Genomic DNA, 25,051 nt, shown 5'->3' on the forward strand with positions numbered 1-25,051 from the left:
CGGAATGACCAGCGACGAGCTGCTTGCGCGCGCGAAGCGCAAGCTCAACATCACGTGGAGCGACGAGGGCACCGACGCCCGCGTGCGCGACGCGATCGACGCCGCCCGCCCCCGCCTCGCCCACCTCCTGGGGCTTGACGGGGGAAGCGCGCTGCTCGAGCAGGGAGAGGAGCTTGGGCTGCTCATGGAGGCCGTGTTCTACGCCTTCAACGACGCCGCCGACGAGTTCGCCGAGAACTACGCCGCCGACATCCTGCGCGTGCGGATGAAGCACGAGGCGCGCGATGCTTAGCAGGAGACCGCCATTCCCGCGCCTGGTCGACGGCGTGGCGCTCCTGTACGAGGACGGCGGCGCGTCGGCTGCGAGGGGGGCCGACTTCTCGGACGCCTCGCTGCTCACGTCGCCCGCCACGCCGCTCGCCTTCGCGCACGCGTCGAGCCGCCAGACCGACATGGAGCTCGCCACCGGCGAGGGCTTCGCTTTCGAGCGCAAGGTCAGGGTGCGCGACGCGCCCGCCGTCCGATCTGCGAGGCTCGCGCTGATAGGCCCGGACGTGTTCGAGGTCGCATACGTGGACCGAGACGGCGGCGGGTACGCCTACCTGTTCCTCGACCAGCTGCGCTCGGCCGGCACGGTCTCGCTCGTGGCCGATTCGGGCGGGTGCGACGATATCGGCAACCCGGTCGGAGAGTCGAGGACGCCCGTGCACGTGCGCGACACGGCGCGGGCCGGCGCGCAGGCGATGGACGCGGCGCGCCTCGGAGTCGCCAGGTCGGTATCCGTCACGCTGCGCGAGCGCGACTACGCGGACGAGAGGCGCTTCGAGCTCGGCGGGAGGCGCTACGACGTCAAGTCCGTCCGCGCCGCGAACGGGTGGGCCGTCGTGACCGGAGAGAGGGAGCTTGCCTAGATGGACGCCAGAGAGCTGAGGAGGCTGCTCCTCGAAACCGGGATGGAGGTCCACTACGGCCACTTCACCGGCGACCACCCCATGCCCTACCTGACCTACCGCGAGGTCGGGACGCGCGACATGAGCGCAGACAACCGCGCGCTCGTGAGGACGCGGCGCTGGGACATAGACCTGTACACGCGCGGCAAGCAGCCGGAAGCCTCGGCGAAGGTCGAGGCCCTGCTCGACGCGCACGGCATAAGGTTCTCGGCGACCGAATACGAGGCCGCCGACGGGGCGTTTTTGCAGACGGTCTACGAAGTGAGGCTGATGGCATGAGCGAGGTGACCATATCGCTCGGAGACCTCGGCGGCGAGCTCGAGCGCGTGATCCGCGGGTACTCCGACGAGGTGAGGAAAGAGACCGAGAGGGACGTTCGCGCCGCCGCCAGGGTCGCGGTCGAAGAGCTCAGGGCGACGTCCCCGAAGGGCACGGGCGAGTACGCGGCCGGATGGGCGGCATCGGTCAAGAGGCCCGCGCCGGGATCGGTCGAGGCGGTCGTTGGAAACCGCGACAAGCCCGGCCTCACGCACCTGCTCGAGAAGGGCCACGGCGGGCCGCACCCCGCCCCGGCCCGCCCGCACATCGAGCCGGCCGCCGAGCGCGGCATCGCGGAGCTGAGGCGCCGCATGTCGTAGCCGAACGGAAATCAACGAACGAACGGGCCGCCCCGACCGGGGCGGCCCTCCGCATGTTAGGAGAAGAAATGGCAAACATGGTCGAATACGGACTGTCGAACGTCCACGTCGCTTTCATCGGCAAGGACGGCGCGTACGAGACGCCGAAGCCCGTCAAGGGCGCGGTGACGCTCACGGCGGACCCCGAGGGCGACGAGAAGGTGTTTTACGCCGATAACACTAAGTACTACGTCATTAACAAGAAGGGCGGCTACAAGGGGTCGCTCGAGATGGCGCTCCTCCCCGAGGACGTCAAGGCGCGCATGCTCGGCGACTACATCGACGAGTCGGGGCACTACGTCGAGAACGCGAACGGCAAGCCCGAGCACTTCGCGCTGCTCTACCAGGTCGAGGGCGACGAGGTCGAGCGCGGCGGATGCTTCTTCGACGTCGTCGCGGCCCGTCCGAAGGTCGAGCACAAGACGTCGGAGGAGACCGTCGAGGTCCAGACCGAGAGCGTGGACATCTCCATGCTGAACAAGAGCTTCCCCGAGGCCGGCATCTCGACGCCGAAGATGGTCGTCCACAAGGCAGACCCCGACTGGGGGACCTTCTTCACCAAGGTGTCCGAGCCCAAGGCGCCCAAGGCCTCCTCGGTGCCCGGGGCGTAGCGATGCGCACGGCGCGGATATGGGGCCGCGACCTCGAGATGGTCGGCGGCCCGTACACGTTCGTCGTCTGGGAGCGCGAGCGCGGCGGGGACTTCCTCGCCGCGCTCTCCGACGTTCAGCGCCGCGAGAGGGTCACGGTCTCGGACTACCTCCCCTTCGCATGGGCGATGTGCGCCACCGCAGACGATGGGACGCCCGGATACGACGAATGGTGCCGCTCTCCCGAATGGTCGGCGTTCGACATCTCGGAGCAGGGCGCGGGCGACGTGATCGCCGTGATCTCGTCGGCGCTGGTCGCCGAGTTTTTTCCCTCCGCGAAGGCCGGGAGGGGCCCGCTCGCCCGAATCAGACGGCTCGTCCGACGGGCCGCGCGACGGCTTCGACGGGCATAGGGCGGTGATGGCGCTCAAGCGCCTCGGGTTCTCGGTCGGCGAGGTGCGGCGCATGAGCTGGCGCGACTACGTGGTGTACGGCGACGTGCTCGCCGAATCGCTCGGCTCCGAGGGCGCCGGTGACGAGCCTAAGAGGGCCACCCAGGCCGACATCGACAGACTGATGGGATAGAGATGGCTGACGCATACAAGGGACTGACGATCAAGCTCGGCGCGGACGACACCAAGCTGTCCGCCGCGCTCAAGAACGCGAAGAAGCTCGCGAACGGCACCGGCGCGGAGATGAGGAACCTCCAGAAGGCGCTCAAGCTCGACCCCGGGAACACCAAGCTGCTGGCCGAGCAGCAGGAGGTCCTCCAGAAGCAGGTCGCCGCATCGACCGAGAAGCTCGAGCTCCTCAAGAAGGCCGAATCCGAGATCGGCAAGGAGAACATGTCGGGCGAGCAGTGGACGTACCTCCAGGCCGACATCGTGCTCACCCAGAACCGCCTCGACGACCTCAACGACAAGCTCGCCGTCACGAGGGCGAGGCTCGACCCCGCCGTGCTGTCGAGCCTCGGCGGCGCGCTCGCGGCGAGGTCCGCCGACTTCGAGCGCATCGGGGCGAGGGTCTCGTCGGCCGGATCGGCGCTCACGAGGACGCTCACGCCCGCCATCATAGGGGCGGGCGGCGCGTCGCTCGCGGCGGCCGTGAAGATTGACGCGGCGCTCACCGGCGTGAAGAAGACCGTCAACGGAACCGACGAGCAGTACCAGAGGCTCAAGGAGTCGGCGATCGAATTCTCAAAGGTCAACGCCGTGTCGGCAGACCAGGTGCTCGACATCCAGGCCCTCGGCGCGCAGCTCGGGTTCGCCATCGACGAGCTCGACGAGTTCTCGCGCGTCGTCTCCGGCCTCGATATCGCCACGAACATGGATGCCGAGACAGCCGGCACCGAGATGGCGAGGTTCGCGAACATCACGAAGATGTCGCACGGCGAGATATCGAACTACGCCTCGGCGGTCGTCGGCCTCGGCAACAACATGGCCACCACCGAAAGCGACATATCGGCCATGGCCATGAGGCTCGCCGCCGCCGGCACGCAGGTCGGCATGTCGCAGGCCGACATACTCGGCCTCGCCGCCGCGCTGTCCTCGATGGGCGTCGAGGCCGAGGCCGGCGGCACCGCGATATCGACCATCATGAGCCAGATCGACAAGGACGTCGCGACCAACTCGGCGTCGGTCAAGACGTGGGCGGACGCCGCCGGGATGAGCGCCCAGGCGTTCGCCGACGCGTGGCGCAGCGACCCGGTCGACGCATTGTCGGCGCTGCTCTCCGGCATGGAGGGCGCCACCGCCGAAGGCGGCAACATGTCCGTCATGCTCGAGGAGCTCGGCATCGACTCGGTGCGGCAGACTGACATCATGAAGCGCCTGGCCGGCAACTCCGATCTCGTGGCCAAGGCCGTCTCCCTGTCCAACGACGAATGGTCGAAGAACACCGCCCTCGGAGCCGAGGTAGAGAACCGCAACAGCTCGCTCGCGGCCAAGATAGAGATGCTCAAGAACCGCGTCATCGCCATGGCCGAGGAGTTCGGCGGCCCGCTCGCCGACGCGCTGCTCGACGTCGTCGACCAGGCCGAGCCGCTCATCAAGCAGATCGAGTCCGGAGTCCGCGCTTTCGCGAACATGAGCGACGGCGAGCAGCGGGCCGTAGTCCAGACGCTCGCCCTCGCGGCGGCGCTCGGACCGGCGCTCAAGGTGATCGGCGGCGGAATCGGCAGCATAGGCAGGTTCGGGGAGTCGCTCAAGAAGATGAGCGAGACCATGTCCGGCGTCGAGAAGATGTCCGGATCGGTCAAGTTCGGGCTCGCGAGCATGGGCCTCGCGATCGTGGCCGCCGAGATAGCGCTCGTCTACAGGCAGTGGGAAGACCACAACAGGGAGATGCGGCAGGCCGAGGAGATAGCGCGCGGTCTCGCGAACGCCGAGGGCGCGGCGGCGGCGGCCGTGTCGAGCGCCGGGGACGCCGCCGAGGACGCGTCGTCGTCCCTGTCGTCGGTCAGGGACGACTTCGCCGACCTGAGGCGCGAGATGGCCGACATGGTGAAGGGGTGGTCCGACAACTGGGCGTCGCTGCACGGCAGCAAGGCTGAGCTCGACAGCTACGTGGGCACCATAAAGGAGCTTGCTGGCCAGTCGGGCCTCACTGCGGAGAAGCAGAACGCCCTCAAGAACGCGGTCGACGGCTACAACAGGATAACGGGAGACTCGATCTCGATAACCGACGAGGCGAACGGAAAGCTCGCCGACACCGAGGGCAACGCGATCCAATCCGCCGACGCGATCGAGAAGATGGCAGACGCGTGGTACGCCAGCGCCAGGGCGCAGGCCTACGCCAAGCAGATCGGCGACCTCTTCGAGAAGCAGGTCGAGATACAGGAGCAGATGGTCGCGGCCCAGAGGGAGGTCGACAAACTGCAGAAGAGGTACGACGAGTCGACAAACCCATCAACGGGCCTCATAACGGAACTCGGAAAGGCCAAAGAAGCGCTCGACGGCCTCAAGGGCGCGTACGACGACACGTCGAGGTCGATCGATGACACGACCAAGAAGATGAACCTGGTCGACCAGAAGATGATCGAGCTGATAGACCGCAACTCCGAGCTGGCCGTGAGGCTGAGGGACGCCGGCCTAGGATCGGCCGACCTGTCGAAGGCCCTCACGGACATGGGCGTGTCGGCCGAGCGCGCAGCGGCGATGTCAACCGACCAGCTGTTCGGACTCGCCGAGCAGGTAAAGGAGATGGACGCGCTCAAGATCGACCCGAAGACCTTCCGCGTCTCCGACGACGGCACGATCAGCGACCAGCTCGGGCGCGTCTGGGACCTCAAGGCGCAGACCATCGACGGCAAGCACTACACCGTCTCGGACGACGGCACGATCAGCGTGGCCGGGACGAGCATCGACGGGCTGAACGCGATGGAGGTCGCCGACAAGCCGTTCGAGGTCACCGACGGCGGAACGGCGGCCCAGGCGGGCGACAAGGTCGCCGCCGTCGACGCGCGCAAGATCGATGACAAGGAGTTCTCCGTCAGGGCCCTCGACCGCGCAACGGGCATCATCGACGGCATCAAGAACAAGCTCCTGTCGCTCGCGGGCGTGGACATCCCCGTCGGGAGAAACGCGTCCGGCGGCATATCGCCCGTGAGGATCGAGAGGGTGCCCATGCACGCCGACGGCGGCATCTACACGGCCGCGACCCTGACGAACGTCGGCGTCGTCGGCGAGGCGGGCGCCGAGGCCGTGCTGAACGGCCCCGGAGGATCGGCGATCGTCCCGCTGACGAACCGCCATTACGTGAGGCCGTTCGCCCGGGCCGTCGCCGCCGAGATCCCGCAGGCCCCGCCCATCGACCTGAGCGGCGTCGAGTCGAGGCTCGACGCGCTCACCGACCAGGTGCGCGAGATGGACGTCCTCATAGACGGCGAGCGCGCAGGGCGAATCCTCGCGCCGATCATCAACGAGCGCCTCGGCGCCGTCAAGGAGGAGATGCAGAGATGACGATGTACGACATGGAGATCGGCGGCGAGAGCCTGCTCGGCCGCACGGGGGCCGTCGTCGCCGACTGGACCGAATCGCCTCCAGAGCCAGTCCAGAGATGGATCGACGTGCCGGGTAGGCAGGACGGCCCGATCGATGCGTCGGAGGCGGCGACAGGCGCCCCCGAGTACGGGCGCAGGAGGCTCGATATCCGCCTTCTGCGCATCGTCGACGGCAGCGAGCGCGCCGCCGTCACCTGGCTCACCGAGCTGCGGCGCTGGCTGCACAACAGGAGCCTGCGCTTCGCGGTCGGATGGGACCCGGGCTACACATACGAGGGCCGCTTCGCCGTCGCGGAGAACGCCGCGTACGACGGCGTGGCGGAGGCGCGCCTCACGGTCGACTGCGGCCCCTGGAAGACCAAGGGCGAGAGGACCTACCGCGTCGAGGCGTCGCTCGGCAAGACCGTCGTGCTGCGCCTGGGCGCCCCCGTGGTCCCGACGGTGACGTGCGACGTCCCGTGCCTGGTCAACTACATGGGCGAGACGCACGCCTTCGGCCCTGGCACGTCGAGGGACCCGAGCCTCGTGCTGCGGGGGCCGGAGGCGTACCTGACGGTCAACGCCACGCCCGACCACGGGACGGCCGCGTGGTCGGCGTACGAGGGCAGGTCGTGGGCCGACTACGGCTGGGCAAGGCTCGCCTACCTGGCGGGCGCCGGAGGCCCCGAGATGGAGCCAAGGGCGTGGGGCGACGAGCCGTTCGACGGCACGTGGGCCGACGTCGGCGGCACGTGGCTCGACAACGCCTACAGGGTCGCCGAGAACCCGCCGAGACGCGACGTTTTCTTCACCTACGAATGGAAGGACCTATAGATGGCAAGCACTACGACGGGGGGCATCAAGCTCTCGAAACCAGACGTCACGGACCAGGTGACGGACACGATAAAAAGGCTCGGCGACAACTTCGAAGCGATATCGGCCGCCCTGTACCCGATCGGATGCATCTACATGTCGACGGTCAACAAGACCCCTGGTTTCGGCACGTGGGAGCCGATCCAGGGCCGCTTCATTCTGGGGGCGTCGTCCGCCTACCCGGCGGGAAGCACCGGAGGCGAGGCCAGCCACGCCCTGACCGTGTCGGAGATGCCGAGGCACAACCACTCGGTGCTGCTCAAGGGACAGGGGTCGGGCGGCGCCGGGATCGACTTCTCGGCGTCAGGCGCGAGCGGCGGCCCGTTCGGCGGCGGCTACATCGGGGAGACCGGCTCCGGTGCGGCCCACAACAACATGCCGCCGTACGTGGCGGCCTACATGTGGAAGAGGACCGCGTAGATGCTGCGCGTGGACTACGGAGCCGAGCCGCTGCTCGACCCGCGCGCGGGCGCGTTCCTCTCCGAGGCGGCGTTCCACTGGAAGGCCGGGCAGGCGGGTCGGTTCTCGGCGGTGCTGCCGCCCGGCCACCCGCTGGCGGGGCGCGTGCGCGTCATGGACGCCGCTAGCGAGGTCACGCTGTACGAGGGAGGGCGGATCACCTGGCAGGGCCGCCTCACCTCGATCGAGCGGCGCTTCGACGGGTCGGTCGCCGTCGAGGGCGAGGACGCGCTGGCCTACCTCAACGACACGGTGGTGCCGCCCTACGCCAACTACGCCGCGCCCGACTACGGGGGCGAGCCGAACGCCCCGAGGGACGCCGGGGAGCTCTTCGCCTGGCTCGTGGAGCGCCACAACGAGCGGGCCTTCCTCGACTCAAAGCGCTTCCGCCCCGGCCGATCGGCGGCCGGGCGCGAGCTCCTGCGCTCGTCGACCGTGTGGCCGACGACCGCGTCCGAGATCAAGTCCAAGCTCCTGGGGTCGGGCGGCATCCTGGCCGTGCGCTACGAGGGCGGGGCGAAGGTCCTCGACTGGCTCGACGACGGGGCCGGCGAGGGCGGGCAGGAGATCGAGTTCGGGCGCAACCTGCTCGACTTCGCGCGCGAGGAGTCGGCCGCCGACGTCGTCAACGGCATCGTGCCCGTCTCCAAGCCCAGGGAGGGCGACCCAGTCTCCCTCGACGGTTGGGGCGGGTCGACGAGGGGCGACTACGTCCTCGCGTCCGGCATGGTGTTCGACCAGGCGCAGGCCTCCGTCCAGGGCATCATAGCCGAGAAACGCGAGTACGATGCTTCGGCGCCGGAGAAGCTGGTCGAGCTCGCCATGGCTGACCTCGACTCCGCCAAGCTCGCCGTGTCCTCGATCGAGGTCTCCGCCGTCGACCTGTCCGCGATCGACCCGTCCGTGCCCCCGATCAGGTACCTGGACTGGGTGACGGTGACGAGCCGCCCGCACGGCTTCCGCGCCTCGATGCTCTGCGTGGAGCGCAGGCTCGACGCGCTCGACCCGTCAAAGACGCGGTACGTGTTCGGGGCGTCCAGGAGGACGCTCACGGGCGGGCAGGCGCGCACCGAGCAGTACATCAGGTCGGCGGTCGCCCCCGCCGTCGAGGCGGTGCCCGCGCTGTCGGAGGCCGCGAGGGCGGCGGCGGAGACCGCCGAGGCGGCGCAGGCGGCGGCCGAGGCCGCGAGTGCCGGCGCCGCGTCGAGCGCCGAGCGCGCCGAGCGCGCCGTCGAGGACGCCGAGGTTGCCGTCGAGGCCGCGTCCAAGGTCGAGGGCAGGCCGGGCGTGAGCCCGGTGGTCTCGATCGAGCGCAAGGGCTCCGAGACGGTGATATCGGTCACGGACGCCGAGGGCGTCAAGACCGCATCCGTCGCAGACGGCGCGCCCGGACCTCCCGGGGCAGACGGCAGGGACGCCGACCCCGAGACCGTGGCGCGCATCGAGGCGGCTGCCGGCGAGGCCGCGGAGGCCGCCGAGGCCGCAAAGTCCGACGCGGCCGCCGCGAGGGAGGACGCCGCCAGGGCCTCCGAGAGGTCGGCCGAGCTCGCCATGCTCGTGCGCGACACGCCGCAGGGCGTGGTCGTGGGCCGCGACGACGGGACGGGGGCCTTCCCGGAGGGCTCGACGCGCCAGTCCGGCGACGCTTTCGAGGTCGTCGCGAAGGGCGGCAGCACCGTGGCCCGATTCGCCAAGGACGCGCTCGCCATGCTCGGCGGGCGCTTCTCGATAGAGGCCAGGCCCTACGACGCGGGGGCGTACGGGACGGGCGTCGCCGCCATGATCAAGTCCAACATCATGGCCGTGCTCGCCGAGGCCGGCATGACGGTGGGATCGAGCGCGAACTCGCTCATGAAGTTCGGCATGTACGGCGGCTTCTCGATCGAGTCGTCCGACACGCTGGGCGGCGGCGTCAAGGTGGTTCACGACGAGATGGCGCCCGCGTTCAGGATCGCGCTCACGACCGGCGGCAAGACCACGACCCTGGCCGTCACCGGGTCGGGGGTGCAGATCAATGGCGAGCGGGTGCTGCGCGAGAGGGACCTGTACACGGCCCCGTCGGGAGCCAACGGCTTCACCAACCCGACGCTCTCCGAGTCCGCCGCGAACTTCCGCCACATCGACATCTACTACCACGACAACGACGGGAACTCCGGATCGTGTCGCGTCTACGCGCCGAACGGCAAGCGCGCGTCGCTGTCCACGGTGTGGGCCGACAACGGCGCGGGGGGCAACATGTGGATCAAGAGCAGGGTCGTGTCGATCAGCGGCACGAGCGTCAAGACCTACAACAACGGCACGTGGAACCGCACGGGCGACGCCCAGATCAACGGAGGCGCCGCCACGAACTACTACGTCGCGAACATCACGATCGACAAGATCGTCGGATACAGATAGGAGGCGATGCCGATGGACCAGATGACAATGCCCGTCGAGTCGCTGCTCGCGATGGCGACGGCGGTCGTGTCGATAGCCGGCCTCATGGCGACGCTCTCGCGCGACGACCGGGCGAGGATCAGGGACAGGGAGGACGACGCCAGGTCGAGGGCGCGCACCGACGCGAAGCTCGACATGGTGGTCGCGGACGTGTCAGAGATGCGCGGGGGGATGGAGCGGGTCGATGCCAAGCTCGACAAGCTCATGATAGAGCAGACGCGGCTCGACGCGCGCATCGGCAACGTCGAGAAGCGCCTCGACCGCCTGGAGGACGACCACGACAAGAAGTGCGCGACGACGCACGGAACGAGATAGAGAGAAAGGAACGAACATGCATTTGAGCGATAAGGACTACATCGAGCGCTGGGGCAAGGCGGCCGCCGTGCGCTGTCTCAAGACCGCCGCCCAGACCGCCGTGGCGCTCATCGGAGGCGACGTCGTGAGCGTTATCGCGCTGGACTGGCCGCAGATCGTCGGCGTGTCGATCACGGCGGCGATCGTGTCGCTGCTCACGAGCGTCGCGGGCCTGCCCGAGGTGGAGGCCTGATGGCGGTCAAGGTGATCGACGTCAGCTACGCCCAGGGCCGCATGGACTGGGACGCCGTGGCCCCGCACATCGGCGGGGCGATCATCCAGCTCGGCTACGGCTCGGACTTCGCCAGCCAGGACGACGCCCAGTGGTCGCGCAACGTCGCCGAGTGCAGACGGCTCGGCGTGCCCTTCGGAGCGTACCTCTACAGCTACGCGCGGACCGACGACATAGCCCGCAGCGAGGTGGCGCACGCCCTGCGCCTGCTACCTCCCCCCTCGGAGCTCGCCTTCCCCGTGTACCTGGACGTCGAGGAGTCCTCGCTCGGATGGTTCTTCCGCCGCGCCATCGAGATCTGGGTCTCGGGGCTGCGCGAGGCGGGCTACACGGCGGGATGGTACTCGGGGCGCGCTTTGGCCAACCAGTACGGCCTGGCCGCCGCTCCCGGCGAGACATGGGTCGCCGAGTACGGCGCGAGCCGATGCGCCTTCAGCGGGCGGCTCGACGCGTGGCAGTACACGAGCCAGGAATGGATCGGGGGCGTGGGACCGCTCGACGCCTCCTGGTTCTACAGGGATTACAAGGCGAGCGGAGGAGATGGAGACGACGACATGAAGCTCATGGACCAGGAAGTCATCGGACCGGGTGGCAACGTGAACGCAGGCCAGGCGTTGGGATGGTCGCTGCACTACAGCAAGGACAGCAGCCAGGCGCTCGGGCGGATCGAGGAGAAGATCGCCGAGCTCGAGAAGAAGGTCGAGGCGATCGACCCGCGCTACGAGGCCCCGGCCGAGTTCGACTACGATAAGATCGTGGAGGCGATGGCCAAGAAGGGCATGCTCCAGACCGCCGTCGACTACGACCGTCTGGCGGCTGCGCTCGCCAAGGCCGTCAACGACGACGCGGCGAAGCGCATGGCGGAATAGGTCCGATGATGTTGTGGGACAGATGGCGCGCTTTCTGTCCCACTAAAGCGACAGATGACGCGCGCGTCCAGCAAAGACTTCGATCGAACCGAGCCGTTCGGCGCGCTGAGTCAAAAAAACGGCCGGTTTTTTAACTGAGCCGCCATCGACTCATCCAATCGCTTGCGGTAGAATGATGGCGAGTCGAGACTGCTTATGACGGATCAGTGCTGGGTTCCCGAATGGGAGTAGGCGGAAACGCTTAGAATCCTTTGCCCCTGGGGTTGTTTCGACTTCGCTTTTTCTTGAGCATTTGGTCAAATTAAAAGACAACCCCCTCTCACCGAAGCGGGAGGGGGTTGTCTTCGTTTACTCTGCGGTGCGGTCGAAGCCGCTGGCGATCCCCGCCCTCCGCGCCTCCGACGCGAGGTCGGCCGCCGCGCTCTCGCCGGGGCCGACGAACCTCACCTCGTGGCCGAGGTAGCGCAGCACGGCCGCCGCCCGTCGCTGATACAATGAGGGGCGCAGGCGGGTTCCGGCCGAACCAGCACTATCAGCTGAGCGGAGCGCTCCGACCGCCTGCGATGCGCAAACGGAAGCAGACGGAAGCAATCGGAACCTCCGTGGCGCGCTGCCCCCGCGAAACGCGATCGCGGGGGCTTTTCGCTTTGCTGGTTGTCGCCGTCCATGATGCATTGCGGTATCCAGGGCGGTACTAAGCGGTACTTTATTACACGCAATTAGCCGCAATTACCCTTAATATAAGTTTTTTAGATAATTAAAACAACTTGAAATTATGCCGTTTGAAATGGTGTTTTGCAACTTAACGGCTATTGAGCTAATAGAATTCTCCGGTTTTGTAATCAGTGGGTTGCGGGTTCGATTCCTGTCGCTGGCTCCAACGTTTCAGCAGGTCGGATGGTGAATCCGACCTGCTTTTCATTTCGCATGGGGAACCAGGTGCTTCCGCGCCTTCAACGGCTTGCAGCGCCTCGGATCGTGCCGGGTTTCGAATCGTACGCGAGGCGGTGCTGAGAGGTTGCGCGTCTCGCCGGCTCCCGCAAGGTGCCAACGGCCCTGCTTCCGCGCTTTCGGACTACGGGCTCTGATGATGGTTGCGTTACTGCGACGCCTGCCAGAAAACGTCGGGTTTGCATCGCCGAGAGCGAAAAGCTTCGGCTTGTGTCAAAAATCGGCAGGTTTGCATTGCCTCGCGTGCCACTTGGAAATCAGGTCGAGCGCTTCATCAGCATCTTTCGTGACAGAAGATGGATGAAGGCCCGATTGGTTTTCGGACATTCTTCGGATAAGGGCGATAGCGAATGCAAACCTGCCGTTTTTTGGCAATTGAGGCCCCCGATCACGCACGTCGATGCAAACCCGGCGCTTTTTGGCGGGCACGAGCTCGCCGAGCGCGCGATCCGCGCAGCGGGAAGATCATCCGGGTTGCGTCACGGTGCCGCGCAGCGGGAAGGCTGCCCGGGGCTGCGGTGCTCGATTCGCGGCCGCAACCCGGGCGAACCGGACAAGGTCGGCAGCTATGCTCCGTACTGCTCGTAGTACGCGTCGATCCGCTCCTTCATGGCGTCGTCGATCACAACGCGTCCCTGGCATTCTCGGTTGTGCAGGTGCTCGGTCACGTCGGCCATGCTGACGATCGCCGCGGTGGGAAACCCGTACAGCTCGCTTACCTCGTCGAGCGCGCATTTGCGGCCCCCCTTGCCGACCTCCATGCGGTTCAACGACACCATAAGGCCCTTGACCTCGACATCGGCTTGCGCTTTTATCAGCGGGAACGTCTCCTCGATCGATTTTCCCGACGTGGTCACGTCCTCCACCATCACTACGCGGTCGCCGTCACGCAGGTTGCTGCCCAAAAGGATGCCCGCATCGCCGTGATCCTTGACCTCTTTTCGGTTCGAGCAGTAGCGCACCTGCTTGCCGTACAGCTCTGAGATGGCCATGGTGGTGATCACGGAAAGGGGGATTCCCTTGTACGCGGGCCCGAACACCACGTCGAAATCGAGCCCGAAGCTGTCGTGGATGGCCCGTGCGTAGTACAGCCCCAGGCGATGCAGCTGATCGCCGGTCACATATGCGCCCGCGTTCATGAAGAAGGGGGATTTGCGACCGCTCTTCAACGTGAAATCTCCGAACTTCAAGACGTCGCTTTCGACCATGAACTCGATGAACTCCTGCTTGTAAGATTCCACGTCCGATCCTTTCGCTTCGCTTGCAAAACGGCGCCTCCGCCCTCGCGCGCAGCGATCGCGCATCGTCTTGCGCAGCCTGCGGCAGGCGCGGCGGGCACCTGCGGACAATCATAGCGCAACGGTCTTGAGGCGATGGCCGTTCAGATGGAAACTTCGAAGCCGAAGCCGAAGCCGAAGCCGAAGCCGAAGCCGTGCGGGGCGGCCGCGCCGAGCCGGGCGACTCGTACTCGGTGCGGGAACGCTTCGGCCCTCAGATGGTAGAATGTCGGGAAGGGTTGTGCGGCGCCGACGGGTTTCGGCGTCCTCCGCCTGGTTTTACTGGTCGAACACAGGGGCTGCATGGACGAGTTTGATGGCTATATCGGCGTTTTCGATTCCGGGGTGGGCGGCATCAGCGTCCTGAAAGAGGCGGTTGCCGAACTTCCCCACGAGAATTTCCTGTTCTTCGGGGATTCCGCCCATGCTCCCTACGGTGAGAAGTCGGTCGAATGGGTGCGCGAGCGCAGCGAGCAGATCGTGGACCATTTGATAGCCAGCGGCGTGAAGGCCGTGGTCATCGCCTGCAACACGGCCACCTCGGCCGCAGCGGAGGTTTTGCGCGCGAAATACCCCGACGTGCCCATCATCGGGGTCGAACCGGCCCTTAAGCCGGCCGCCATCTCGCCCGAGGGCGATCGCATATTGGTGATGGCCACCCAGGTCACGTTGGGTCTCGAGAAGTTCCATAAGCTCAGCGAAGAATGGGGCGGCGACAAGGTGCACACCGTCGCCTGCGACGGGCTGGCCGCCCGCATCGAGCAGGGGAACCTGGGCGCTCCCGACCTCATCGAGCTGCTCGAGTCGCTGATCGGGCCGTATTGCGGACGTGTGACCAGCGTCGTTTTGGGCTGCACGCACTACCCGTTCATCGCCCGCCAGATCCAGAGGGTCCTCGGCGACGACGTCATGCTCTTCGACGGCGGGGAGGGGACGGCGCGCCATCTGGCGCTGGTTTTGGAAGAGGCCGAGCTTCTGTCCGACTATCCGGGCGAGGGGCTCGTCGAGTTCCGCTCGAGCAAGAACTCCCCCGAGGAAATCGAGCTCTACCGGTGGTTCTTCGACCGGAGCCTGCGGGCGTAAGGGAATTAGGCGAAGGCCCGTGCGAGGCCCCTCGAGCCCGCGCGACCGCCGAAGCCGAGCCCGCGCGCTCCCTAGAACCTCAAACTCATCTGGTTCTTGTCGATCTCGTCGTGCGTGCGGTGATCCATCTGCTCGAAGTCCAGGTTCATCCTGCGTCTCGTGAAGCTTCGGATATGCCAGCTGTGGCGGTTGCATACGAGCCACAGCAGGCCGGCGGTCTCGTAGAGCAGCACGAGCGCCGGCATGAGGATTCCCGAGTCCTCGATCAGCAGCATCAGCAGCGCCGTGGCCACAAGGGCGGTGTAGGCGGCTGTGAACGGCCGGTTCTCGTCCCAGAAGGTGCGGTACTGCCCGGGCTTCTTCCAGCGCAGGTAGATCATGAAGGCGACGATCGCGACGAAGATCGCGGCCAGCACGGGCGAGAACAGGATGGTGTTCCACGACAGCCTCAGCATGTCGGCGATGATGCGGAACGCCACCAGGTACCAGCCGCCGGTGAGCGCGTCGGTGGTGACGCCCAGATGGGATTCGTCGCTGAAGGCGGAATCGAGGAACAGCACGCCGATGGTGAGCGCGAAGGCGACCAGCACGAAGGCGCCCATGCGCTTCCAGGTGACGCGCACGTTGTTGAACAGCGACCAAGCGACGATGGATCCGACGGTCCCCCAGATGAGCGTCCCGAAATTGCAGCCCCACCAAGGGGCGGCGAGGATCGTGACCACCACGACGCAGCCGACGGGAAACACCCAGCGCTTGAAATGGCGTCCCGGCCCCGTGTTCGCGAAGCGGTTCAGAACGAGGCCCGAGAGCATGATCCAGGCGCTGAACGCGAGCGAAGCCCCCTCGTTTCCGATGCCGTAGTAGCGCGTGGTTTCGATGGGTGAGTAGCTGAGGTAGCCGCATACCGTCATCGGTCCGCCCAGCAGCTGGTCGACGAGGAGCGTGAAGGTGGTGAGCGCCAGTATCAGCAGAAGCGAGTACGTCCAGCGGAACACGAGGGCGACGATGATGCAGACAAACGAGATCTCCATCGCCACGAACAGGAAGAAGTCGAAGGTGATCTCGGCTGTTGTGAACGAGGGGAGCTGCAGGTGCATGATGAAGGTCGCAAGCGGGATGGACAGCATGACGATCCACAGGATGCGGGTGATCGGCAGCAGATAGGCCAAGAAGCGGGGGCGTATATGGATGTCGAGCGAGATGAGGCCCATGCTCAGCACGAGAGTGATCCCCAGGAGCGCGATGAACATCGAGATGAACCCGTCTTTCGACTCCTTGACGGACACGGCGATCGAGTCGTTTCGGGAAAGCGTGTCGGCGCGCTGGATGGCGCCGTAGCTGCCCGTGAACGCCGAAACCGAGAGGTTGGCGGGGTTGCGCTGCTTTTCCAGGAGCAGCTGGTCGATGGCGTCTCCCAGATTTCCCGAGGTGATGAGTCCGCTCCTGCGCACGGTAAGCGAGCTGAGAAGCCCGTTGTCGCCGCCGTCCACCATGATGAGCAGCCCGTACCCATCGAGGCGGTAGGTGTCGATCTTGGCAAGCGACGGGGACGAGGTGACGATGAGCGAATCGTTTTCCCCGAGGTTGGCGTAGATGCCCGAGACGTAGCTTTCGATGACGCTCGCGCTGGTGTCGTTCAGGCGCATGTAGTGCATGCGCGGGTTGTCGACGAGCCTTATCACGTCGATCTTGCGTTCGGTGATGACGTTGGCGACCGCCCCGTTTCCCACGAGGTGCTGGAGGACGGGCGTGGATTCGTTGTTGATGTCGTCCCAGGATAGGTTGGGGGCGACGACGAGGTACACCTGCCCGGTTCCCGGATAGGGGTTCTCGGCCGCCTCAGGGGCTTCGGCCGATGCTGCCGCTTGGTCCTCGGCCGGGGCTTCAGCGGCGCCGCCGTCGGCGTCCGCGGACGCGCGAGGGGCGCATCCGGCCAGGGTCGCGGGGGCCATGAGCGCGAGGGCGATCAGCAGGCTCGTGATTATTTTCGGAAAATCCGGCATAGCGGCCATTATACCAACGGCCGAAGCGCCGTATGGAAGACATATCAAACCCGCGCGAACGTCAGGCAGTGCACGGTTTCCGCCCCGGCCGCCTTCAGCGCATCGGTGGCGTCGAACAGGGTTGATCCGGTGGTGAGGACATCGTCGATCAAAAGGATGTTCAGGCCCCGGCATTCGTCGGGGCGTGCGCTGAACCGCCCGGCGAGGTTCCGGGCGCGTTCCGCGCGCGAAAGCGCCCGCTGGTCTTCGGAGTCGGGCCGCTCGAGGGCATATGCCAGCGCGAGCCCGGTTTCCGCGCAGAACGCGCGGGCGAGGAGCTCTCCGTGATCGAACCCCCTTCTGGTCAGGGCTGACGACGAGGCGGGGATGAATGCGGCGGCGTCGAGGTCCCACTCGGGATGGATGCAGGCGTGCATGATCCGCGCCATGTCCAGCGCGAGGCGCCGCTCCCCTCCGTCCTTGAACGTCCTGACGATCCGCCCCGCCCCAGGGCCGAACCGAACCGCGCTGGCGCACCCGTCGAAGGGCAGGCCGTCCCGACCCAGGCGGGTAAGGCGCACCGGAGCGCATTCGGTGCACTGCACGATTCCGAACGCGGCGCCGCAGGCAGGGCAGGCGGTCCAGCGGTCGAGGTAGGGCAGGGCGCGTTCGCACGAGGGGCACAGCGTGAACCCGGGTTCGTCGCATATGCAGCAGCGCGTCGGCCACACGGCCTCGAGGGCCGCGTCCTTCGCGAGGCGCGCTGCCTTGCGAGCTGTGCTCCATAGACTGCTCATGCGGAAAGGATACGGCGCGAGTCCGACGGAAAACCGACGGGCGCCCATCAGATCTCGGGCGGAAAACCCCGTTTTTTCCGCCCGGCAAGCCAAGCGAACGCAACCGAACGCGCTCGGAAACCCATCGATTCGCCCGCCGAAGCGCCGATCTCCAAGCGTCGTTTCGGTTTCTGCTAGAATCAGGGGGCTTCTTTCGGGTCTGTAGTTGCGAGGCGCGCTTGCGCTTCAAGTCCAAGGCAGACGCGGTCGAAAGGATCCACGTAAACGGCTTCGCTTCGGCGGGGTCGCGAGCACGGCGCGTTCTAGAGGTAAGTCGCATCGCCCGTTCATATTTCCGCAGCATGGTGCCGCGGCGGGCGAGAGGGTGATGGTGAGAGCTCAGCCCCGATGCGCGGGTGTGGGGTCGAAGACTAGGTCAGCCGGAAGAAGCGCGTTGTATACTCAGCTCTTCGGAGCCGAACGGAGGTTTTGCTACATGAAGCGATCGAAGGTCGCGGTCCTCGCCGTTGCGGCGGCTGTGTGCGCGGCGCTCTGCCTTGCAGGGTGCGCTTCCAACCATTACGAGCCCGCTAAAAAGACCCAGACGGTAGCCGATTCGGCTCTCAAGAAGCCGGGCGTCCTGCGCGTGGGCGTGAACGCTTCGGCGGCGCCTCTGGCGGGAAAGGCCTCGTCATCTTCCAAGATCGTGGGCCTCGATGTCGATATCGCCGCCGCAGTGGCCGACGAGCTGGGCGTGAAGGTCGAGATCGTCGACGCGGGAAGCGACCCGGCCAGCGCGCTTCGATCGGGGGACGTCGATATGGTGCTCGGCGCCGACGTGTCGTCTACCGACACCGATTACTGGAGGTCAAACGCATACCTTCAGACGGGCGTCGCCCTGTTCTCGGCCAAGGAGGGCTCGTCTGCTCCCCGCGTGACCGACTCGGTCAAGATTGGCGCCCAGGTATCGTCGAAGAGCGCCTGGAGCGTCGAGAACCTGTTCGGAAGCAACGCGCTTACGGTCGAGGAGAGCCTGGCCGTGGCGTTCAAAGACCTGAAGGCCGGCGCGGTCGACTACGTTGCGTCCGACGCTTTGACGGGGGTTTACCTCGCCAAGACCTCGGGGGTGGATGCGAGCGTGGTAGCGCTGCTCCAACAGCCCGGCGGTTACTGCGCGGGCGTGTCGACCAGCAACCTCGAGCTCCAGAAGGCCGTTTCGAGCGCGCTGAGCAAGCTGGCGTCGGGAGGCGTCATCGAGGTTATCGAGCGCAAGTGGCTGGGACAGAAGGTCGACATCGCATCTTTGACGGTGATATCGGGATCGGGCGCCACGACGGTTGCGGACCAGTCCGACGATTCGTCCGATAAGGGCGAGACTCCGTCTTCGACCGACGCCGCTTCCTCCGACACGGCCGCCTCGACCGGGTCGACCTCGGGCGCAACCGGGACCGATACGGGGTCGGCTGTGTCGCCGAACGCATCGGCGAGCGCTACGTCGGGCTCTCCCACCACGGTGACGCAGGGACAGGTGCCGACCGCTCAGACCCAGGGTCAGGTTCAGAATCAGACGCAGAATCAGGCGCAGGCGAACTGATCTCGGGTTGAAAAGCCCGTCCGACCGATGCGGTCTACATGAAGGGGGCCTCCTCGTCGGCGAGGAGGCCCCCTTCTCGGTTTCTCTGTCTCTACCCTAGCGGGAAGACGAGCCCAGCAGATCGACGACGGTCATGTCGATCTTAGAGCCCTCGATGGCGTCGCGGTTGCCGAACGTGCAGATGGCCCGGTGCTGCGTCATCTGCTCGACGAAGGGTGCGAGGGCGCGGACGTCGTGCGCCGTCGCCTCGAGGGCCTGCTTTCGGATGCGCGCGCGATCCTCAGGTTTGCAGCGGCTGAAGAACTCGATGTCCTGCCGCAGGATGAGCTGGCGCGCCTTGATCGGCGTGTCCATCTCGGCGACCGTGCTCACCTTGAAGCCCTCCATGGCCTCGGGGGAGGGGTCGAACCCGTCCAGCCACCGGCTGGCGGCGCAGAACCGCTCGACGGTCTCGTCGATATGGGGATCGCGGTACGAGTAGAAGCGCATGTTCCCGTAGCGGGAAGTCTTGAAGCCGACGCCGTAAGCGCCGCCTTTCACGCGCACCTCGTTCCACAGGTAGTCGAAGGTCAGCGCCCGCGAGGCGACGTTCCATGTGCCGGTGTAGGCAGCGCCTATCAGGCGGCTGTCCCATCCGAGGGCCGTGTAGCTCACGTCGGAGGGCACGATGAACGCCTCGTTGCGCACGGAGGGTTCGGGGATCTCCAGGCGGGCTTCCCTCTGGGTTGTGCGCCCGAGCGCGGGGTGCGCTTTCCAGAACTCGTCGTAGGCATCGTCTGATCCGGTGAAGCTGACGGTGCAGAGGTTGTCGTTCAGAAGCTTCTCTGACAAGGCGCGCAGCCGCTTCGATAGGTCGTTCGCGCGCTGATCGAAATTATCGAGGAGGTCTTTCAGGAACAGGTAGAAATCGACGTTGCCCAGCTGTTCTCCGAGGACGCCCGCCTTCGAGTAGTACGATCGCGCCCGCTCGCTCGCATACAGATGGCCTGAGTTCGCGAAGTCCTGCTCCATGTCTATTCTGCGCTGCATCAGGATATCTTTGATCTTCGAGGCGTCGCTGAAGTCGGATTCGAGCATCACCTCGCGCGGCAGGCTGGCCAGCCAGTGCGCGTTCTCCTCGAGCGCGCTTGCGCTTGCGACCAGCTTCAGCTCGGGGTCGCCGTCCGCTTCGGGCAGCTCGAAGACGCGCGCGTAGAACGACAGGTTGCCCAGCTTGCCCTGGACGAGCGTGTCGATCTCGGCGGCGCTGTGGCTGTCGGTGGCGAGCTTTCCCAGCACCATCGAGAGAACGCTCAGATAGGGAAGGTCCTCGAACGACAGGACCCCCGCATCGAAGTAACGGTAGGCATAGGCGATCCTGTTGGTCTCGATGCGGTGGCGCAACGTGGTGATCGGCGTCTTCCAGTCCAACTCGACCGGGGCTTCGGCCGGTGCGCTTCCGATATCGTCCAGCGTGAGGCGCGGCAGCGACGCTTTGGCCTCGGGGGAGTCGTCAGCGGTCTGGAAGGCGCGCAAGGCCTGCTCGGCTTCGATGATACGCGCGCGCTCTTCGTCTCCCATCTGCGCGTTTCTGCACGCGAGCTCCGATTTCTCGATATCGGTGCCCGGAGTTTCGGGAACGATCTCGACTTTGGCCCAGTGATCGTTTCCCAGAAACAGGCTGCGTGCCAGATCCTCGAAATAGCCGGTTTCCAAACCATCTCTCAACCGGGAGAACGTCTCCTCGTAGCGCAGGTACGCCGTCGGCATCGCGTCGTCGTAGAGCCATCCGCACAAAGCCGTCATGGCGTGGGCCACGCCGTCGGCCATGCCGAAGTTGTGCTCGCGCATGACGAACTCGGAGCGCGACAGCGACGCCTCGACGAGCTCGCGGTCGAAACCCTGCTCCACAAGGCGCGTCACGGCCGATCTCAGCTCGGGTAGCAGCCGTTCCGACGTCGATCCGTCGATGCCGCGGGCCTCGACGACCGCGAAGGGCTGCAGCAGGGAGTCGGCGGTGTACGCGACGATCTCGGCGGCTACGCCCGCATCGAGCAGCGCCCGCTTGACCGGTGCTTCGTTCGACCCCATAAGCGCGTCGAGCAGGACATCCGTCGCCAGGATGCGCGCAGGATCGGAGAAGTCCCCGATCACGAACGCCGCGCCCACGCAGGCGTTTTCGGGCGCGGTATCCATCGCGCGCACGACGTCTCCGCGCACGACCGGCGCCTGCCTGCGCAGCTCGCGCGGGCGCAGGGGAGAAAGCCCCCGGTCGGCCCGGTTCCGGTCCGCCTCGGCCGTCTCCCTGCTTACCGGCGAGAAATACGCGCCGTCGAGGAAGGCCAGGACGCGGTCGATATCCAGGTTGCCGTACAGGACGGTGTAGCTGTTGTCCAGGCGGTAGTGGCGCCGATGCTCGTCGAGGTACCCTTCGTACGTCAGCGAGGGGATGGCCTGCGGGGTCCCGCCCGATTCGAACGCGTAGGCGGTGTCGGGGAACAGGGCGAGCTGCAGTTCGTCGAACAGAACCGACGAGGGGTTCGACAGGGCCCCCTTCATCTCGTTGAACACAACTCCGTTGTAGACGAGCTCGGAGTTTTCGGCATCGAGCGCCGCGCTTTCGTCCGCGCCGTCTTTCGCGCGCAGCTCGTAGTGCCAGCCTTCCTGCTCGAATACGGAGCGGTTGGAGTAGATCGCCGGATGGAGCACGGCGTCGAGGTAGACGTCCATGAGGTTCAGCAGGTCGCGCTCGTTGGTGGACGCCACTGGGTAGAGGGTCTTATCGGGAAAGGTCATGGCGTTCAGAAACGTCTGCATCGACGTTTTCAGCAGATCGACGAAGGGTTCTTTCACGGGGAACTTGCGCGATCCGCACAGCACGGAGTGCTCGAGGATGTGAAACACGCCCGTGTCGTCTGCGGGGGGCGTGCGAAACCCGATGGAGAACGACTTGTTGTTGTCGTCGTTTTCGAGGAACAGGAGCCGTGCGCCCGACTCTTCGTGGCGCATCACGAAGGCCGTTCCGTTTATCTCGCTCAGGTCCTGCGCGTCTTCGACGGTGAATCCGTGGAGTTTCGAGCCGATGGTGAGCTGCATGGGCGACCTTTCGCTTGCGAGGGGATCTTGCTGGGAATGGTACCACAGCGCCCGATGGGGCGGGGTTTTCGCAGGGTTGGGCGCGCGGGCGTTACGCGACGGACACCCGGGGGGCGCGTCTGTCGAGAAAATGTGAATCCAGGGTTGCTATGGCACTCTACTGTGATAAAGTATCGGCAGAGAAAACGGAGGGCGGCATCGCCCGTATCCTAAAGGGAGGATCCCATGAAGAAGGCAAGGTTCGCAGTCGTCGTCGCGGCGGCAACGGTGGCGCTCGCTTTGGTTTTGTCAGGCTGCGCCGGTTCGGGCTCGAATTCGCCTGCCAAGGCGGAGGGCCCGGGCGGTATCAGCAAGCTCACGGTCGGATTCGATTCGTCGTATCCGCCCTACGGTTTCGTGGGCGACGACGGCTCCTACACCGGGTTCGACCTCGACCTGGCCAAAGAGGTGGCCAAGCGCAACGGCTGGGAGTTCGAGGCCTCGCCCATCGACTGGGATGCCAAAGACGCCCTTCTGCAGTCCGGCTCCATCAACTGCGTTTGGAACGGGTTCACCATGGAGGGCCGCGAGGATTCCTACACCTTCAGCGATCCCTACATGCTCAACGAGCAGGTCGTCGTGGTGAAGAGCGGGTCTGACAGGACCACCCTCGAGCAGCTGGCCGGCGCGTCGGTCATGACCCAGGTCGACTCCGCGGCCCTCGACGTGCTCCAGGCCCCCACGGCCGAGGGCGGCCAGGCCGACCTCGCCGCGACCTTCGGCACGCTTTCCACCATCGGCGACTACAACGGGGCGTTCCTCCAGCTTGAAACCGGCGTGGTCGACGCGGTGGCCTGCGATCTGTCCATCGCCCAGTACCAGATCTCCAAGAACCCCGGCAAGTACCTCCAGATCGAGACCCCGCTTTCCTCCGAGCACTACGCGGTGGGCTTCGCCAAGGGCAACACCGAGCTTGCCCAGGCCGTTTCGGCCACGCTGAAGGACATGGAGGCCGACGGCACCGTCAAGGCGCTGTGCGAGAAGTATGCGACCTATGGCATTTCCTACGATAACTGGCTTCTCAAATAACTTTAGTGTCCTAAAGCGCAAAGCCTCGGTATACTGAGGCGGATCGTTGATCGCGCACCTTCCGGTCGAATGGCGGGGGGTGCGCGTCGCTGTGAGGGCCCCAGGTGCGTCGAACCCTTGCGGCGGTACTGCCGATAGACGCTCGAGAGGGGACTTCCGTGGACTTCCCAACCATGATGAGCCTGCTGGGCGCGGGTTTCGCGCTCACGCTCCAGATCTTTGCGGTCACGCTCGTCGGATCGCTGCCCCTCGGCGTGCTGGTGGCGCTGTGCCGTATGAGCCGGTTCAAGCCGCTGGCCCTCGTCACCCGGGTCTACATCTCGTTCATGCGCGGCACGCCGCTCATGCTCCAGCTCATGGCCATCACGTTCTGCCCGTACTTCATCTTCGGCTTGAACCTGTCCACCGAGTGGCGCACTTTCGCATGCGCCATCGGCTTCATCCTCAACTACGCGGCCTATTTCGCCGAGATCTACCGCTCGGGCATCCAGTCCATCCCGCGCGGCCAGTACGAGGCGGCCGAGGTGCTGGGCTACACCAAGTTCCAGACCTTCCTGAAGATCATATTCCCCCAGGTCGTCAAGCGGATCCTTCCCGCTATGGGCAACGAGGTCATCACGCTGGTGAAAGACACGTCGCTTGCGTTCGTCCTCGGCATGGGCGAGATGTTCAGCCAGGCCAAGTCTATCGCGGCATCGCAGGTCAGCATGGTTCCCTACGCGATCGCAGCGGGAATCTACTGGCTGTTCAGCCTGCTGGTCGAGGTCGTGCTGAACCGCATGGAAAAGAAGATGAACTACTACCGAGACTAGCGCTTTGCGCATCGTTGTGAGGAGATACCATGGCTGAATCCCCCGTGCTGGTTCGGTTGGAGAACGCGAAGAAGAGCTTCGGCGACACGCCGGTGCTCAAAGACATATCGCTCGAGGTCGCCCAGGGCGAGGTGCTGGCGATCATCGGCCCGTCGGGCGGCGGGAAGTCCACGCTTCTGCGCTGCTGCACGCTGCTCGAGACGCTGGACGCCGGATCGCTGTCGTACGGCGACATCGAGGTCGCGCGCGACAACGGGGCGGGCCGGTCGGTGTACGGCGGCAAGGACGTGCTGGGCCGCGCGCGCCAGCGCTTCGGCCTGGTGTTCCAGAACTTCAACCTGTTCCCGCACTACACGGTCATCCGCAACATAACCGATGCGCCGATCTCCGTTCAGAAGCGCCCCAAAGACGAAGTGATGGCCCAGGCGCGCGAGCTGCTGGTGAAGATGGGCCTCGAGGATCGAGAGGACGCGGTTCCCGGCGAGCTTTCGGGCGGTCAGCAGCAGCGCGTCGCCATCGCGCGCGCCCTGTGCCTCAATCCCGACGTGCTGTTCTTCGATGAGCCCACGAGCGCGTTGGACCCTGAGCTCACCCAGGGGGTGCTGAAGGTCATCCGCAGCCTGGCCGACGAGCATATGACGATGGTCATCGTCACGCACGAGATGTCGTTCGCGCGCGACGTGGCCGATCGCGTGGTGTTCATGGACGGCGGCGTGATCGTCGAGGAGGGCCCCGCCCAGCGCGTCATCGACGATCCGCGCGAAGAGCGCACGCGCGCCTTCCTCCAGGGCATGGGGGAGTAGCCCCCGCCCCCTTGCCGGATGTTTTAAGGTTTGTTTAAGGATCGTGTCGATTAAGAGCAGAAACGGCAAAGGTTCGATGGCGCAAACGTGGCGAAAGCGTGCGCCGCGCGGATAGCCGTTCGCCTCATGGTATGTTCGGAGCATCGAACGAGCGGTCGCAACGGCCGCCTGTCGGCCGTCTGCTTACCAGGGGACGGTTGGCGCCGCGGCG

At 65.9% G+C, this 25,051-nt stretch carries 25 protein-coding genes; 20 read left to right on the top strand and 5 right to left on the bottom strand.

The genetic code is table 11. From position 1 onward, the window contains the following. The first annotated feature begins 4 nt into the window (after positions 1–4). From JI75_RS02480 to JI75_RS08715, 14 genes are all read left to right on the top strand, one after another. A complete protein-coding gene (locus JI75_RS02480) occupies positions 5–292 on the top strand; it encodes a hypothetical protein (protein WP_039688486.1) in 288 nt (95 codons plus the stop codon). Beyond that, the gene (locus JI75_RS02490; RefSeq protein WP_144299260.1) at positions 285–911 is read left to right on the top strand and encodes a hypothetical protein; all 627 of its coding nucleotides are present in this window, start codon (positions 285–287) and stop codon (positions 909–911) included. The genes JI75_RS02480 and JI75_RS02490 overlap by 8 nt, the downstream gene beginning before the upstream one ends. Then, positions 912–1,229, top strand: a complete 318-nt coding sequence (locus JI75_RS02495) for a DUF3168 domain-containing protein (protein ID WP_039688493.1) — start codon at positions 912–914, stop codon at positions 1,227–1,229. Continuing rightward, entirely contained in the window at positions 1,226–1,588 is a 363-nt protein-coding gene (locus JI75_RS09060; protein WP_039688495.1) for an HK97 gp10 family phage protein, read from the top strand. The genes JI75_RS02495 and JI75_RS09060 overlap by 4 nt, the downstream gene beginning before the upstream one ends. A 68-nt stretch (positions 1,589–1,656) precedes the next feature. After that, a complete protein-coding gene (locus tag JI75_RS02505; RefSeq protein ID WP_052241531.1) occupies positions 1,657–2,238 on the top strand; it encodes a major tail protein in 582 nt (193 codons plus the stop codon). Positions 2,239–2,240: 2 nt separating this feature from the next. After that, positions 2,241–2,630 carry a hypothetical protein gene (locus tag JI75_RS02510; protein ID WP_039688497.1) on the top strand — a complete coding sequence of 130 codons (390 nt, stop codon included), beginning with the start codon at positions 2,241–2,243 and terminating at the stop codon, positions 2,628–2,630. Between the two features lie 7 nt (positions 2,631–2,637). Continuing rightward, the gene (locus tag JI75_RS09145; protein ID WP_158407614.1) at positions 2,638–2,802 is read left to right on the top strand and encodes a hypothetical protein; all 165 of its coding nucleotides are present in this window, start codon (positions 2,638–2,640) and stop codon (positions 2,800–2,802) included. Between the two features lie 2 nt (positions 2,803–2,804). Continuing rightward, positions 2,805–6,176 (top strand): phage tail tape measure protein, encoded by a 3,372-nt coding sequence (locus JI75_RS02515; RefSeq protein ID WP_039688499.1) that lies wholly within the window; start codon positions 2,805–2,807, stop codon positions 6,174–6,176. After that, a complete protein-coding gene (locus JI75_RS02520) occupies positions 6,173–7,030 on the top strand; it encodes a hypothetical protein (RefSeq protein ID WP_039688502.1) in 858 nt (285 codons plus the stop codon). The genes JI75_RS02515 and JI75_RS02520 overlap by 4 nt, the downstream gene beginning before the upstream one ends. Continuing rightward, positions 7,031–7,489, top strand: coding sequence for a phage baseplate protein (locus tag JI75_RS02525; protein WP_039688504.1), 459 nt, complete (start codon positions 7,031–7,033; stop codon positions 7,487–7,489). It begins immediately after the preceding gene. Next, positions 7,490–9,925 (top strand): hypothetical protein, encoded by a 2,436-nt coding sequence (locus tag JI75_RS02530; RefSeq protein ID WP_039688506.1) that lies wholly within the window; start codon positions 7,490–7,492, stop codon positions 9,923–9,925. 12 nt (positions 9,926–9,937) lie between these two features. Beyond that, positions 9,938–10,279: a hypothetical protein gene (locus JI75_RS02535; RefSeq protein WP_039688508.1), complete on the top strand. Its 342-nt coding sequence runs from the start codon at positions 9,938–9,940 to the stop codon at positions 10,277–10,279. A 16-nt stretch (positions 10,280–10,295) separates the two neighbouring features. After that, on the top strand, positions 10,296–10,511 hold the full coding sequence (locus JI75_RS02540; RefSeq protein ID WP_039688510.1) for a holin: 216 nt from the start codon (positions 10,296–10,298) through the stop codon (positions 10,509–10,511). Then, on the top strand, positions 10,511–11,419 hold the full coding sequence (locus JI75_RS08715; RefSeq protein ID WP_052241532.1) for a GH25 family lysozyme: 909 nt from the start codon (positions 10,511–10,513) through the stop codon (positions 11,417–11,419). The genes JI75_RS02540 and JI75_RS08715 overlap by 1 nt, the downstream gene beginning before the upstream one ends. 348 nt (positions 11,420–11,767) lie before the next feature. Here JI75_RS08715 and JI75_RS09150 read toward each other — a convergent pair whose 3' ends face one another. Beyond that, positions 11,768–11,914, bottom strand: coding sequence for a hypothetical protein (locus tag JI75_RS09150; protein WP_158407615.1), 147 nt, complete (start codon positions 11,912–11,914; stop codon positions 11,768–11,770). A 666-nt stretch (positions 11,915–12,580) separates the two neighbouring features. On the opposite strand from JI75_RS09150, the gene JI75_RS09065 reads away from it, so the two are divergent. After that, a complete protein-coding gene (locus JI75_RS09065) occupies positions 12,581–12,958 on the top strand; it encodes a hypothetical protein (protein ID WP_144299261.1) in 378 nt (125 codons plus the stop codon). Here the strand turns inward: JI75_RS09065 and pyrE are convergent. After that, positions 12,937–13,611, bottom strand: a complete 675-nt coding sequence (gene pyrE, locus JI75_RS02550) for an orotate phosphoribosyltransferase (RefSeq protein ID WP_039688512.1) — start codon at positions 13,609–13,611, stop codon at positions 12,937–12,939. The genes JI75_RS09065 and pyrE overlap by 22 nt on opposite strands. 339 nt (positions 13,612–13,950) lie before the next feature. On the opposite strand from pyrE, the gene murI reads away from it, so the two are divergent. After that, complete coding sequence (gene murI, locus JI75_RS02560) at positions 13,951–14,730, top strand: glutamate racemase (protein ID WP_039688516.1); 780 nt, start codon at positions 13,951–13,953, stop codon at positions 14,728–14,730. A 71-nt stretch (positions 14,731–14,801) separates the two neighbouring features. On the opposite strand, the gene JI75_RS02565 is transcribed toward murI, so the two are convergent. Beyond that, on the bottom strand, positions 14,802–16,733 hold the full coding sequence (locus JI75_RS02565) for a hypothetical protein (protein ID WP_144299262.1): 1,932 nt from the start codon (positions 16,731–16,733) through the stop codon (positions 14,802–14,804). A 44-nt stretch (positions 16,734–16,777) separates the two neighbouring features. After that, on the bottom strand, positions 16,778–17,509 hold the full coding sequence (locus JI75_RS02570) for a ComF family protein (protein WP_240993206.1): 732 nt from the start codon (positions 17,507–17,509) through the stop codon (positions 16,778–16,780). Between the two features lie 475 nt (positions 17,510–17,984). On the opposite strand from JI75_RS02570, the gene JI75_RS02575 reads away from it, so the two are divergent. After that, positions 17,985–19,082, top strand: coding sequence for a substrate-binding periplasmic protein (locus tag JI75_RS02575; protein WP_052241533.1), 1,098 nt, complete (start codon positions 17,985–17,987; stop codon positions 19,080–19,082). Between the two features lie 96 nt (positions 19,083–19,178). On the opposite strand, the gene JI75_RS02580 is transcribed toward JI75_RS02575, so the two are convergent. Further along, a complete protein-coding gene (locus tag JI75_RS02580) occupies positions 19,179–22,157 on the bottom strand; it encodes an insulinase family protein (protein WP_039688522.1) in 2,979 nt (992 codons plus the stop codon). Between the two features lie 225 nt (positions 22,158–22,382). Between JI75_RS02580 and JI75_RS02585 the strand changes: the two genes are divergently transcribed. The 3 genes from JI75_RS02585 (at position 22,383) to JI75_RS02595 (ending at position 24,840) form a co-directional block, all read left to right on the top strand. Beyond that, positions 22,383–23,225, top strand: a complete 843-nt coding sequence (locus JI75_RS02585) for a transporter substrate-binding domain-containing protein (protein WP_039688524.1) — start codon at positions 22,383–22,385, stop codon at positions 23,223–23,225. Positions 23,226–23,383: 158 nt separating this feature from the next. After that, a complete protein-coding gene (locus JI75_RS02590) occupies positions 23,384–24,037 on the top strand; it encodes an amino acid ABC transporter permease (protein ID WP_039688526.1) in 654 nt (217 codons plus the stop codon). 29 nt (positions 24,038–24,066) lie between these two features. Beyond that, positions 24,067–24,840, top strand: coding sequence for an amino acid ABC transporter ATP-binding protein (locus JI75_RS02595; RefSeq protein WP_039688528.1), 774 nt, complete (start codon positions 24,067–24,069; stop codon positions 24,838–24,840). Positions 24,841–25,051: the final 211 nt, after the last annotated feature.

Origin of the sequence: Berryella intestinalis (assembly GCF_000814825.1) — a bacterium.
Lineage (GTDB): Bacteria > Actinomycetota > Coriobacteriia > Coriobacteriales > Eggerthellaceae > Berryella > Berryella intestinalis.